This window comes from Tardiphaga sp. 42S5 (assembly GCF_034044155.1).
GTDB lineage: Bacteria > Pseudomonadota > Alphaproteobacteria > Rhizobiales > Xanthobacteraceae > Tardiphaga > Tardiphaga robiniae.
In genome coordinates this window covers 1,158,048-1,172,012 of the sequence record NZ_CP139027.1, presented here as the reverse complement: position 1 = coordinate 1,172,012, position 13,965 = coordinate 1,158,048, and the positions used below count along the sequence as shown (strand labels likewise).

General features: G+C 61.7%; 10 protein-coding genes. 4 read left to right on the top strand and 6 right to left on the bottom strand.

What is annotated here, in order from left to right; genetic code table 11:
- Positions 1–117: 117 nt before the first annotated feature.
- The 4 genes from SFY93_RS05505 to SFY93_RS05490 form a co-directional block, all read right to left on the bottom strand.
- Positions 118–1,041, bottom strand: coding sequence for a glutathione S-transferase family protein (locus SFY93_RS05505; protein WP_320446329.1), 924 nt, complete (start codon positions 1,039–1,041; stop codon positions 118–120).
- Positions 1,042–1,060: 19 nt separating this feature from the next.
- Entirely contained in the window at positions 1,061–1,270 is a 210-nt protein-coding gene (locus SFY93_RS05500; protein ID WP_320446328.1) for a hypothetical protein, read from the bottom strand.
- Between the two features lie 133 nt (positions 1,271–1,403).
- Positions 1,404–2,690 (bottom strand): MFS transporter, encoded by a 1,287-nt coding sequence (locus SFY93_RS05495; RefSeq protein WP_320446327.1) that lies wholly within the window; start codon positions 2,688–2,690, stop codon positions 1,404–1,406.
- 83 nt (positions 2,691–2,773) lie between these two features.
- Positions 2,774–5,056 (bottom strand): FdhF/YdeP family oxidoreductase, encoded by a 2,283-nt coding sequence (locus SFY93_RS05490; protein ID WP_320446326.1) that lies wholly within the window; start codon positions 5,054–5,056, stop codon positions 2,774–2,776.
- 193 nt (positions 5,057–5,249) lie between these two features.
- Here SFY93_RS05490 and SFY93_RS05485 point away from each other — a divergent pair, with 193 nt between their 5' ends.
- The 3 genes from SFY93_RS05485 (at position 5,250) to SFY93_RS05475 (ending at position 8,823) form a co-directional block, all read left to right on the top strand.
- Positions 5,250–6,362: an alkene reductase gene (locus tag SFY93_RS05485; protein WP_320446325.1), complete on the top strand. Its 1,113-nt coding sequence runs from the start codon at positions 5,250–5,252 to the stop codon at positions 6,360–6,362.
- 81 nt (positions 6,363–6,443) lie between these two features.
- Positions 6,444–6,635 (top strand): hypothetical protein, encoded by a 192-nt coding sequence (locus tag SFY93_RS05480; RefSeq protein WP_081422070.1) that lies wholly within the window; start codon positions 6,444–6,446, stop codon positions 6,633–6,635.
- A 97-nt stretch (positions 6,636–6,732) separates the two neighbouring features.
- Positions 6,733–8,823: a molybdopterin-containing oxidoreductase family protein gene (locus SFY93_RS05475; RefSeq protein WP_320446324.1), complete on the top strand. Its 2,091-nt coding sequence runs from the start codon at positions 6,733–6,735 to the stop codon at positions 8,821–8,823.
- Between the two features lie 9 nt (positions 8,824–8,832).
- On the opposite strand, the gene SFY93_RS05470 is transcribed toward SFY93_RS05475, so the two are convergent.
- Positions 8,833–10,956, bottom strand: coding sequence for a molybdopterin-containing oxidoreductase family protein (locus tag SFY93_RS05470; protein WP_320446323.1), 2,124 nt, complete (start codon positions 10,954–10,956; stop codon positions 8,833–8,835).
- A gap of 184 nt (positions 10,957–11,140) precedes the next feature.
- Between SFY93_RS05470 and SFY93_RS05465 the strand changes: the two genes are divergently transcribed.
- Positions 11,141–12,058 (top strand): helix-turn-helix domain-containing protein, encoded by a 918-nt coding sequence (locus SFY93_RS05465; RefSeq protein ID WP_231078444.1) that lies wholly within the window; start codon positions 11,141–11,143, stop codon positions 12,056–12,058.
- A 21-nt stretch (positions 12,059–12,079) separates the two neighbouring features.
- Here SFY93_RS05465 and SFY93_RS05460 read toward each other — a convergent pair whose 3' ends face one another.
- The gene (locus tag SFY93_RS05460) at positions 12,080–13,699 is read right to left on the bottom strand and encodes a GMC family oxidoreductase (RefSeq protein ID WP_320446322.1); all 1,620 of its coding nucleotides are present in this window, start codon (positions 13,697–13,699) and stop codon (positions 12,080–12,082) included.
- Between the last annotated feature and the right edge of the window lie 266 nt (positions 13,700–13,965).

Genomic DNA, 13,965 nt, shown 5'->3' with positions numbered 1-13,965 from the left:
ACCAGCCCCCACGGGCGCACCGTTGCGCCTTTGGATTTCTAGACTAGCCGTACAGGTGTATTTCGCCAACTAAAAGGTATCAAATTATTCTCCGGCACTGGCGATAGACGACAAGTATCACACGGGCACGATTGCAAAACCTACGCGCGGGAAGTGCACGAGGACCGACCCGACTTCGGAATTGGCCAGACATAGCGCAATACTGGCGCCGTCAGCTGCATGGAGCGCGCCGCAGACGCTGTCGAAACCCCAATCCGTCGGCGTCACCGACAGCCGTGTCCCCACAGGCCAAGCATCTACATTTTCACATGCCGCGGGCGCCGGTTGCGCGTGATACGCGATCGACAATGCCTGCGCGGGTGCCATGTCGGCGGCGACACCATGCCCAATCGCGGCCATCCGATCCATCCATGCGAGAACGCGCGGATGCTCAGCAAGACCTTCGCTTTCGCCAAGATTGCCGCGCGCGTACCAGAGCGGATGATAGACGGCGAGATCGGCAAGTGACGGCGCGTGGCCAAGCAGGTACGCGTCGCCATGCGCAAGCCAATCGCCGAGCCAGGCAAGATGAATCCGAAACTGGTTGCGCAGCGCAGGAATCTGCTCACGCATCTTCACGCTGTCCCAGCCATCGAACTTGCCTGACGTGAAACTCGCGCGATCGGCATACAGCTCTGGCGGAAAACGATCCCCGTTCAGGCCGAAGACCAGTCCAAGAGCATTGGCAAAGAGCGCGCGATCAGCCCAGGCCGCGATGATATCGGCCTGACCGCGCGTACCCGCCGGATAAAGCGTCAGCTCGGGAAAACGTTGCTCAAGCTCCGCGAGAATGCGGCGCGTATCGCAATAGACGTCTGCGCCGATCTGCAGCACCGGAATGCGGCGATAGCCTCCGGTGAGCGCCACGAGCTCTGGCTTCGGCGCGATCCGCGGCTGAATCACCGACCGCCAAGACAGGCCCTTCAACCCGAAGGCGACGCGCACTTTCTCGGCAAACGGCGAACGCGGATAGTGATGCAGAACAAGATCTGTCGCCGTCACTGCATCCCTTGCCTGTCAGCTATGTCGCATGCACCGCCGTCGTCGCGCCGGCGGAATACATCGCCTCGAATTCGGCGATCGGATGCGGAAGCCCATCCGGGCCTGTGATTTCAACATCCCAGCTGCCGTCATCGAGCAGCTCTCTGGCCTTCTTGACAGCTCCGGCCGCGTTGTCGCGGCGGAGTGAAACAGTCCCTGACGTATCGGTCCCCTTAACGAAAAACGGCAAGTCACGTCCTCCCTGTGTGAGGCGCCCCGAGATGCGAGGCCGTACGCGACGTCTTGATCGCGTCACTCTGAGCATCAGACCACAGGAGTCGCGACAATTCCAGCAACTTGCCGACGCAGCGCCGCCTATACCGCTATGCAGACGCGCGCTGCGCTGCGGGACGCGTCAACGCGAAGAAGATGAGCGTGCAGACGGTCAGGAATACCGCCATTGAGATTAAAACTGCGGGCAATCCCCAAGCGGCAGCGATCGGACTGGTAGCCGATTGCATCACAGCCGTGCCGAGGAAGAACGACAGGTTCACCGCCGACATCGCCTTGCCGACATTTTCGACACCGCTCACCTGGCGCGTCATCGCATAGATCAGTGGCTGCACGCAGACGAGCAGGCCAATAGAGACCAGCATCACGACATCGAACGACGCCGGCATCAGCGTCAGCCCAAATGCGCTGGCGAGCGAATAGCCCGGCGCGCCCAATGCCATCACCACGAACAAGGCCGCAGCGAGCAGTTGCGTCACCAAGAGCAACAGGCGGCGCTTGCCTAATTTGCGATCGAGAATGCCGGAAAGTGCTGGTGCGATGACCAATGCAACGGTGAACAGCGCCAGCGCATTGCCGGCCTCGATTCGCGACAGACCCTTGAGGTTCATGAGCCATGGCCCGGCCCATAAACCACGCAGCACAATCTGCACGGCGAGCGAAACGAAAGCGAGAATGACGATCCCGCGTAGCAACGGCGACATGCCAAGCCGCACCACCGTTCCCATCTCGGCCAACAGCGCGCGGCGCTCGCCCCGAACGGGCTTGTCCGCAGGCACGATCAGCATCACCAGACCGGCCACGACCACACCGGCTGCGGCCGCGATCCAGAAGCCGGCGCGCCAGCCCCAGTGCTCCACCACATAAGCGAGTGGGCTCGACGACAGCAGCATGCCGGCATTGCCGAGCGACAGGATGAGCCCGGACCACAGGCCGAACTGCACGGGCGTCAGTTTCTTGGCGGCCAGAGCCATTGGGCACATCAGCATGCCCGAGGTCGCCATGCCGATCATGGCCTGTGCGACAAAGAACGAGACCGGGCCGCTCGACGTGGCAGCCAGGCTGGCGCCGGTAACGGTGCCTGCGAACAGCACAAGCGACACCGAACGGATGCTGTAGCGATCGAGCGCGACGCCGATGGGAATCTGCAGCAACGCGAAAAAGAAATGATAGGCCGATGTCAGCGCCGCCACCGTCTGCGCCGACGATTTCAGATCGGCGGCCATCAGATCGAGAGCCACGGCCGGCGTGGTACGCAGCAGGTTCGACAGGACGTGACCGCAGGTCAGGATGACCAGGGCGGCCATCAGCGCCATGCTGACGCGCGGCGCATCGGCTTCAGGCTGGATTTTCATGGCAGGTTCGGCGGCGCTATTCATGGCGCCCGCCTACGCTGAAAAAACGCACGCGGCAACTACCGCCAGAGATGAGGCGTCATGCTCTCTCAATGCTGCGGTGCAGCTTAAGCGGCAGATGCCTCGATCCGGATTGGGATCGATTTGTAAGCCGGCGTTCCCGACTTCAAATCGTGCTGGTCGAGCGACACGAGCACATTGGCCTCGGGATAATAGGCCGCCACCGATCCTTGTGGGATGTTGTAAGCTACCGCCGTCACCCGACGCAGCGCGCGCGGCGCGCTGTCCGGACGGTCCAGCACGATGTCGATCAGATCACCGTGGCTCAGCCCGCGGCGGGCGAGGTCCTGCTCGTTGACGAACACCACATCGCGCCGCCCGGTGATGCCGCGATAGCGATCGTTCATGCCGTAGATCGTGGTGTTGTACTGGTCGTGACTGCGCAGCGTGGTCAGCGTCAACGCGGTCCCGGCGAGGCCGTCCTCATAGAGGCCGGAGAAGACCAGGAATTGCGCCTTCTTGCTCGGCGTCAGCCATTCCCGTTCCGAGGCGGCGTTGCGCAGCCGGAAGCCACCCGGCTTCTTGATCCGCGCATTGTAATCCTGGAAGGCCGGAAAGACCGACTCGATGGCGTCACGGATCTTGCTGTAGTCGGCGACGTAATCGAGCCACTTCACCTTTGTATTCGGCAAAGTCGCGATGGCCATATCGGCAACGATCGCGGTTTCCGATTTCAAATGCTCCGACGCCGGCTTCAAGCCGCCGCGCGAGGCATGCACCATCGACATAGAATCTTCCACCGTCACCAGTTGCGGCCCCGTCGCCTGCACGTCGATCTCGGTGCGACCAAGGCATGGCAGGATGATCGACTCCTTTGCGATCAGCAGATGCGAGCGATTGAGCTTGGTGGCGATATGCACCACGAGATCGAGGCTGCGCATCGCCGGATAGGTCGCCTCGGGATCTGACATCGCGACCGCGAGATTGCCGCCAAGACAGATCAACGCCTTCGAACGTCCATCGCGGATCGCCTTCACCGACGCGACGGCGTCATGACCATGCGCAGTCGGCGGCTTGAAGTTGAAGGTGCGTTCGATACCGTCGAGCAGCGCGGCGTTGGGTACTTCGGTGATCCCCACGGTGCGGTCGCCCTGTACGTTGGAGTGCCCGCGCAACGGCGAGATCCCGGCGCCGGGACGGCCGATATTTCCGCGCAGCATCAGGAGATTGGCGATCTGCTGCACGTTACCGGTGCCGTGGCGATGCTGGGTAATACCCATGCCGTAATTGATGATCACGCTCTTGGCCGCGGCGTAGATATTGCCGAGGTTTTCGATATCGGCGCGCGGCAGGCCAGACGATTTCTCGATCGCCTCCCATGAGGTCGCATCGAGATCGGCCAGCAGCGCCTCGATGCCGTTGGTGTGTTCGGCGATGAAGGCGCGGTCGAGCACGCCGGGACCGCCTTCGGCAAGGCTCGCGGCGTCGAGCGCCACGACGGCCTTCATCATGCCCTTCAGCACCGCAATGTCGCCGCCGACCTTGACCTGGTAATAGGTCGACGAGATCTGCGTAGAGCTCAACGTCAGCATTTCCGCGGGATGCTGCGGGGATGTGAATCGTTCCAGCCCGCGCTCGCGCAGCGGATTGATTGAAACGATGGCAGCACCGCGCTTGGAGCATTCGCGCAGGGTCGTCAGCATGCGCGGATGATTGGTGCCGGGATTGTGCCCGATGCAGAACACCGCATCCGCATGATCGAAATCCTCCAGCGTCACCGTGCCCTTGCCGACGCCGATGGATTCCGGGAGGCCCACACTGGTGGCCTCGTGACACATGTTGGAGCAATCGGGGAAATTGTTGGTGCCGAATTCGCGCACGAACAACTGATACATGAAGGCTGCTTCGTTAGAGCAGCGCCCCGATGTGTAGAACTCGGCCATGTTCGGATCGGGCAAAGCGCGCAAGCCGGCACCGATCCGCGCCATCGCATCTTCCCACGGGATCGGAAGATACTTGTCGCTGGCCTGATCATAAGCCATCGGATGGGTGAGACGTCCCTCGTTTTCTAGGTCGTGATCATGCCAGTCCCAGAGTTCGCTCACCGTATGGGCCGCAAAGAATTCCGGCGTCGTGCGCTTGGCTGTTGCCTCCCACGACACCGCCTTGGCGCCGTTCTCGCAGAATTCGAAGGACGACGTATGCTTCGGATCGGGCCAGGCGCAGCCCGGGCAATCAAAGCCATGCGGCTGGTTCATCGTCAGAAGGCCATGCGTTTCGTTGACCACCGCCAACTGTCCGCGCACCGCGTCGGCCACTGCTTTCAACGCGCCCCAACCTGCGGCGGCACCTTTATAGTCTTCGACGCCCTGAACCTGCTTCTTCGCCATCGCGATCCGTCCTTCGTCGTCAGGGCCCATATGGCCCAACCTAATTCCGCCTCGTAGCATTAAAGGCTGTAATGCAGCGAATAGATGCCATCAACTTTGATTGACCAGGGCCTGCGCTGTATTGAACGATACGAATGCCGCGACACCTGTTCACCAAGGCTATCGCCCGATTGATATTTTGAATGGAGCGCCCATGACGTCTTCTTCCCTGTTCCAGCCGCTGCAAGTTGGCCCGTATCGATTGAGCCACCGCGTCGCGATGGCGCCACTGACGCGCATGCGTGCCGAGAAGACATCTCTCGCGGCCTGGACGCTCAATGCCGAATATTATGCTCAGCGCGCGACCGAAGGCGGATTGATTATCGCCGAGGCGTCGCAGGTCATGCAGGAAGGCCAAGGCAACCCGAACACGCCGGGCATCTATTCGAAAGAGCAGATCGCCGGCTGGCGTCAGGTCACTGACGCCGTGCATGCCAAAGGCGGCATCATCTTCCTGCAGCTATGGCATGTCGGCCGTGCCTCACATTCCTCGTTCCAGCCCAGCGGCGGGCTTCCGGTCGCGCCGTCAGCCATTGCGATCGACGCTACCACGCGGACGGCTTCAGGCGAGACGGTATCTTACGAAACGCCCCGCGCCCTGGAGACCAGCGAGATTCCCGGCATTATCGATGCCTACCGACAGGCCACGCGCAACGCCAGGGAAGCCGGCTTCGACGGCGTCGAGGTGCACGGCGCCAACGGCTATCTGCTCGAACAATTTCTGCAGACCCGCAGCAATCGGCGCACCGACCAATATGGTGGCTCCATCGAGAACCGCGCCCGCCTGCTGCTCGAAGTGACCAATGCCGTCATCGGCGCCTGGAGCGCGGATCGTGTCGCCGTCCGCCTGTCGCCCTATGGTGTCTCGAATGACTCCGGCGAAGCCGATCCGATGCCGCTCTACAGCTATGTGGTCCGTGAGCTCGACAAGCTCGGCCTCGCCTACCTCCATTTCGTCGAGCCGCGCACCAGCGGCGTCGGCCGCGCGGAAGTGTTTCATAACAATGTGCCTAAAGCCTATGAGCTGTTCCGGCCGATGTGGAGCGGCGTGCTGGTCACGGCCGGCGGCTTCGACGGCACCTCCGCCGAGGAGGCCGTCGCTTCCGGCAATGTCGATATCATCGCGTTCGGCCGCCCGTTCATTGCCAATCCGGATCTGCCGGAGCGTATCAAGCGCAAGGCGCCCTTTACGCCTTATAACCGGGCGACGTTTTACGGCGGCGATGTGGCTGGCTACACCGACTACCCGGTGCTTGGCGCAGGCTAGTCTGCGGATTATTCAATAGAAACCACTTCTGGCGCGCTATAGTCTGTGTATGGGCCCGTAGCGGGTCAGGAGTATCGCCCCATGGATTCCACCCTCTCAGCCGCCGAGCTCGACGATCGCATCGCCATCCTTCGCGACAATATCCGGCAGTTGATCGAGCAGGCCACCGCGGCTTCCGGCGAGAGCAACGAGGAGCGCACCGCGGATCGGCTGGCTCAGCAGAATGAGGAGCTGGACCGGCTGATCGCCCAACGCGACGCCTTGGGCAAATAGCCGAGAGGACTACGGACTGGAAGTCCTGCCCGGTTGTCGGGCGGGATGCGCAAAACCGCGGCTTTTCCTCCAGTAAACTTTTGGCTAGCTTGGCTGCATGAACGTTCAAGCCAAGATCGACATCAAGCACTCCACCTGCCCGCATGATTGCCCCTCTGCCTGCGCCCTCGACATCGAGGTGATCGGCGGAAACACGATCGGCCGGGTCCGCGGCTCCAAGGAGCAAAGCTATACCGCCGGCGTGGTCTGCGCGAAGGTCGCGCGCTATGCCGAGCGCATCCATCACCCCGAACGGCTGATGTATCCGATGCGCCGCACGGGCCCGAAGGGCTCCGGCCATTTCACCCGCATCACCTGGGACGAGGCGCTCGACGAGATCGCGGCGAAGTTCAACGAGGCCGAGCGCGACTTCGGCGCGGAGTCGGTGTTTCCCTATTACTATGCCGGCACCATGGGCCTGGTGATGCGCGATGGCATCAACCGCCTTGCCAATGTGAAGAAGTATTCGCGCTTTTACTCGACCATCTGCGCAACCATTGCCTGGGCTGGCTTTGCCGCCGGCACCGGCAAGGTCGCCGGCGTCGATCCGCGCGAGATGGCGAAGTCAGACCTGATCGTGATCTGGGGTACCAATCCGGTATCGACGCAGGTCAATGTGATGACACACGTCTCCCGCGCGCGGAAAGAACGCGGCACCAAGCTGGCGGTTGTCGACATCTACGACAACGACACCATGAAGCAGGCCGATATCAAGATCCTGCTGCGACCAGGTACAGACGGCGCCTTCGCCGCCGGCGTGATGCATGTGCTGTTCCGCGATGGCCTGGCTGATCGCGACTACCTGGCCAAATACACCGATGCCTCGCCGGAGTTCGAGGCGCATCTTGCTTCGCGAACGCCGGAATGGGCCTCAGACATTTGCGGCGTGCCCGCTGCGGAAATCGAAGCCTTCGCGCGTCTGGTCGGCGAGACCAAGCGCAGCTATTTCCGCCTCGGCTATGGCTTCACCCGCAGCCGCAACGGAGCCGCGCAGATGCATGCAGCGCTGTGCGTGCCCACAGTCACCGGCGCCTGGCAATACGAAGGTGGCGGCGCTTTCTTCAACAATGCCGCGATCTGGAAATTCGACAAGACGCTGATCGAGGGTCTCGACGTGCTCGACGAGAGCGTTCGGCGTCTCGATCAGTCGAAGATCGGCCGCATCCTCACCGGCGACGCGGAAGCCTTGCACAACGGCCCGCCGGTTAAGGCGATGCTGATCCAGAACACCAATCCGATGACGGTGGCGCCGGAACAGGCTTTGGTACGGCAGGGTTTTGCCCGCGAAGACCTGTTCGTCGCGGTGCATGAGCAATTCATGACCGAGACCGCCATGATGGCCGACATCGTGCTGCCGGCGACCATGTTCATGGAGCACGACGATCTCTATTACGCCGGCGGCAACCAGCACATCTCGGTCGGTGCCAAGCTGATCGACGCGCCGGAAGAGTGCCGCTCGAACCACGACGTTCTGCAAGGCATCGCCATCCGCCTCGGCGCGAAACACCGCGCTTTCGACATGCATCCGCGCGACATCATCGACGAGACGCTGCAAGTCAGCGGCCGCGGTGGTATCGAAGGGTTGGAGGCCGACAAATGGCGCGATATCCAGCCGGATTTCCGCACCTCGCACTATCTCGACGGTTTCGCCCATACCGACGGCAAATTCCACTTCAAGGCGGACTGGTCGAAAGTGCCGATGCCCAATGCCGGGCTGATGGGCGCATGGGACGAGATGCCGTCATTCCCCGACCACTGGGCGGTGATCGAACAGGTCGATGAGGCGCATCCGTTTCGTCTGGCCACCAGCCCGTCGCGCTCGTTCCTCAACACTTCATTCAACGAAACGCCGTCATCGCAGGCCCGCGAAGGCGCACCGAGCGTGATGATGCATCCGACCGATGCTGCCAAATTGAGAATCGCCGATGGCGATGCCGTGACGCTCGGCAACATGCGCGGCGAGACGACCCTGACCGCGCGCATCTTCGACGGCTTGCAGCGCGGTGTACTGATCGCGGAATCAGTGCACCCCAACAAGGCGCATATCGGCGGCCATGGCATCAATATGCTGACAGGAGGCGAAGCCGTCGCGCCCTATGGCGGCGCGGCGTTCCACGACAACAAGGTGTGGGTGAAGAAGGCGGGATAGCCCGCCTTCTTACGCCGTCGATACCTGCACCAGGATGTCGGAGAAGGTCGGCGCCCGTCCGAGATCGGCCATCGCCGGCGAAGTCAGCGCATGCACCGTTGCACTCTTGCGGGTCGAGCGTTGCCAATAGCCGCTCGGTGCCACCACCACGCCGGGCTTCACATCCGCCGAGATGGTGACGAGCGCCTCGAACGAGCCGCGATCGTTATAGACACGGATCGGCGTGCCCGCTTCGATGCCACGTACTGCAGCATCGTCGGGATGCAGCAGTACGGCCTGCTCGCCGGCATGATGGAGCTGCTTCGGCATATTGCCGAAATTGGAATTCAAGAATGCGTGGCTCTTCGGCGAGATCAGGCTGAGCGGATATCTCTTCGCCAGCTCGGGATTGGTCTGCGGCGATTCTCGTGGTGGAATATAGGACGGCAATGGATCGACCGGCTCGCCGGACTGTTGGCCACCATAGCCCTGCCGGAACAGCGGCACGACGAAATTGCCGCCGGCGGCGATCGAGGATTTGAATTCGCATTTGCCTGACGGCGTGAAAAAATTGCCTTCGCGATGTGGCGCGTAAGTATCGGATCCCTCGACTTTCAAGCGCGCATAGCCGGTTTGCTTCAATTGCTCGAGGGTGATGTTTTCCAGCACGGGACTGGTCCAGTCCATCGAATCCGCAATCATCTCGTCATCGCTGCGGAAGAACGACGGATCGTCGATGCCCATGGCGGCGGCGAGCCTGCGAAACAGCTCGGTGTTCGATACGGCTTCGCCGAGGGGTTCGATCGCCTGGTTGTTGTAGGACAGATAAAGATGCCCCCACGAGAACATTAGATCCTTCTGTTCGAGCTGCGTCGTCGCCGGCAACACGATATCGGCAAAGCGCGCGGTGTCGGTCATGAAGTGTTCGCTGACGACGGTAAACAGATCCTCACGCGCCAGGCCAGCCTCGATCTTGCCCTGCTCTGTGACCATGGCCATCGGATTGGCATTGTAGACGAACAGCGACTTGATCGGTGGATCGAAACCAAGCTCGCCGGTGAGCACCGGGCCGAGTTGCCACAGATTCACGATGCGCAGATCCTCTCCCTGTAGGTCCGGGCGCATCAGCACGTCCCATTTCACCGGAAACGCCCAGATCGGCAGCTGCAGCAGACCGCCGCCGACGTGACGCCAGGCACCGATCAGCGCGGGCAGACATGAGATCGCGCGCACGGTCTGGCCTCCGCCGGCATGTCGCTCGACGGCGACGCCGATGCGGATTACCGCGGGCGGCGTGGTGGCATATTCACGCGCCAGCGTGCGGATGTCGTCGGCCACGATCCCCGTGATTCCAGACACGTAGTCGGGCGTGTAGATCGCGGCACGTTCGGCCAGCTCGTCATAGCCGATCGAATAGTTGTCGACGTAATCGCGATCGATCAGTCCCTCGGTGGTGATGACGTGGATGAGGCCCAGCGCCAGCGCCGCGTCTGTCCCCGGCCTTATAGCGATGTGCCAGTCCGCCTGCTGCGCGGTCCGCGTCCGTACGGGATCGATGACCACAAGCTTGGCACCGTTCTTCATCGCCTGCTTGATATAAGGCCAGTGATGCGAGTTGGTGCTGAGCGTGTTGCAGGCCCAGAGGATAATGTATTTGGAGTGGACGAAGCTCTCCGGATCGGTACCCGGCGTATGGCCTATCGTCATCAGATAGGCAGTACAGGCGCCGGAATCGCAGAACGTACGTTCGGCCACCGTGGCGCCGAGCTTGTTGAACAGGGGATCGCCGACATTGAGGCCGTTGATGATGCCCTGGGTGCCAAGATAGCTGCACGGCAGGATCGCCTTGGCGCCGTCCTCGGCGATGATCGTCTTCCATTTGCCGGCGATCTCGGACAGCGCGTCATCCCATGAGATGCGCGTAAACTGGCCATTGCCCTTCGGCCCCGAGCGCCGCATCGGATAGAGAATGCGCTGGTCGCTATAGACGCGCTCCTGATAATCGTTGACCTTCACGCAGAGCCGACCTTGCGTGAACGGGTGATCCGGATTGCCCCGCACGGACACGGCGCGGCCATCTTCGACCGTCGTGATCATGGAGCAGGTGTCGGGGCAATCATGGGGGCATGCACCAATTACGGTTATCTGGGTCAAGCTGGCCTCCGCTGGCTACCGATCTGGGTTGATGCCGAGCATGCTGAGCTGACGGACTGTTGGCTTTTCCGAGCCTGCTGTTCTGTTTGCAAATCCTGCTGACCACGCGGCGGGTTCCGCCCCGCGCCCATGGCACAGGAATTGAATGTTAAGCGGCGATCATTTCAGCGAGTGGGGGTTGGCTATGACGATTGCAGGCCACGGCGCGGAAAAGTATGTCACCGGACATCTCATCGATGGGTCTCAGGACCGGAATTGGCCCCATCTGCTCGCGGAGCGCTGGAGCCATCGGGCCGGCGATCTACCCTCGGTGCTGCCACGAGATACCGAGATTGCCATGTTCCTGCGCGGCAACTCGGTCGTGGAGCGTCAGGGCGGCGGTATGCGGCAACGAACGTCGGGCCATCGCGGCACCATCTGGCTCTGCCCCGCCGGCATTCGCGAAGAATATATCAACGTCTCCGAACCGGTCGCGGACTGCCTGCACATCTATCTTCCCGGCCAGCCCTTTGAGGACACGCTTCTGCAGGATCTGGAAATCGATCCATCACGTATGACCTTGCGCTATGAGAGCGTCGATCATGATCCATTCATCGAACAGGTCGCCGAGCTGATCCTGCAGGAGCTGAATACCGAGACCTCCGCCGGCCGACTGCTGATTGAAACACTCAGCAGTGCATTGTCCGCACATCTCGTTCACAAATATGCGGCGAACGCGCTTCCGCTGAAGCCGCCACCGTCATCCGACAAGCCATTGGATCAACGGCGGCTGGCGCGGGTAATCGAATTCGTTGACGCCAACATCTCGCGCGAATTCGCGGTCGCCGATATGGCCCGCACGGCCTGTCTCAGCCCGGCGCATTTCGCGCGGGTGTTCAAGGTCCGAACCGGTCTCACACCGCATCAGTTCGTCAGCGAACGGCGGCTGACACTGGCGAAACAAATGCTAGCGGATCTGTATCGACCAATCGTCGATGTCGCCTATACCGCGGGCTTTTCATCTCAAGCCAATTTTACCCGCGCCTTCCGCCGGGCGACCAACATGACGCCCGGCCAGTTCCGCGGCCAGACAGCCGCCTATCGGATGTCCGACGAACTGTAGTGCTGGAGCTCGCAACTGGAGCTAACGCGCATCCTCCAGAATCATATCCGACGCCTTCTCGGCGATCATGATCACCGGCGCGTTGGTGTTACCTGACATCAGGTCCGGCATGATGGATGCATCGATCACGCGCAGGCCTTCCAGCCCACGCACGCGCAGCCGCTGATCGACCACCGCCTTCGCATCGTTGCCCATGCGGCATGTCGAGGTCGGGTGATAGACGGTGCTGCCGCGCTGGCGGCAATAAGCGAGCCATTGCTCGTCGGTCACCGTGCCTGGACCAGGCTCGACCTCCTTGGTCACGAAGGGCTTCATCGCCGGCGCGTTGAGCATCTTGCGCAGGATCTTGAGACCTTCGACATTCGCCGTGCGATCCGTCTCCGTGGCCAAATAATTGATGCGGATGGCCGGCGGCACCGAAGGATCCGCACTCTTGATGCGCAGCGAACCCCGGCTTTCCGGGCGCAACTGGCAGACCGAGGCGGAGAAGCCGGAGAACGGATGCAGTTTCTCGCCCATCTTGTCGGTGGAGAACGGCAGGAAGTGGATCTGGATATCCGGCGACGCCATGCGCGGATCGGTCTTGAAGAAAGCCCCGGTCGTGCCGGCAGCATAGGTCAACGGACCGGTGCGGAACGCCGCATACTGCAGACCCATCATCGCCCGGCGAACGGGATGATTGACGAAGTCATTGAGCGTGATCTTTTGCGGGCATTCCATCACCATGCGGACTTGCATGTGATCCTGCAGATCGCTGCCCACGCCCGGGGCATCGAGGAGGACCTCGATGCCGTGTTCCTTGAGCAGATCGGCGGGACCGACGCCGGAGAGTTGCAGCAGTTGCGGTGAATTATAGGCCCCGCTCGACACCAGCACTTCCTTAGCCGCGCGCGCCTTGCGCACCACGCCGTGCTGCTTGAACTCGATGCCCACCGCACGCTTGCCTTCGAACAGGATGCGTTGCGCCAGTGCTTCGGTCTCGACGCGGACATTGCCCTGCTTCAATGCCGGGCGCAGATAAGCCCGCGCTGTCGAGGCGCGGCGGCCACCTTTCGTGGTGGTCTGGAACCAGCCGGCGCCTTCCTGCGTCGCGCCGTTGAAGTCGTTATTCACCGGAATGCCCGTCTCGGCAGCTGCAGCAATGAAAGCTTCCGACAGCGGATCGGGGCACCGTGAATCCGACACCGGCAGCGGGCCACCGACGCCGTGATACTGGCTCGGCCCACGCGTCTGATTTTCCGCCTTCTTGAAATAGGGCAGCACATCATCATAGCCCCAGCCGGTATTGCCGAGCTGGCGCCAGCGATCGTAATCCTCATGCTGACCGCGCACATACAACAGTCCGTTGATGGAGCTGGAGCCACCGAGCACTTTGCCGCGCGGTTGAAATACGGAACGACCGTCGAGCCCCGGTTCGGGCTCGGTCTGATACATCCAGTTGACGGACTTCTCCTTGAACAGCTTGCCGTAGCCGAGCGGCACGTGAATCCAGATATTGTGATCTTTCGGGCCGGCCTCCAGCAACAGTACCGAATATTTGCCGGACGCCGACAGACGATTGGCCAGCACGCAACCGGCAGAGCCGGCACCGACGATAATGTAGTCGACATCCGCAACGGATGCCGCAGTTTGACCGCTCATGTTTCCCCCAATTATTTTCAGCAACTGAAAACGGAAATGGTGGGGATGTAAATGGGCGTGAGCGGAAGCATGGCACGCATGCGGCCGTTTGGCTTCGCCGTCGCAACTATCGCCCCTTCTCCTCGCTTTGCGTGAAGCGAAGCTTCGCTAGGCAGGGAGAAGGTTGGTCCGAAAGGTGGTGATTGAGGCTTCGTCCGAGACGGCCCCTCACCCGCCGCGAGGACGCGGCGATCTCTCCCCGCAATGCGGGGGAAGGTTAAGAAAGA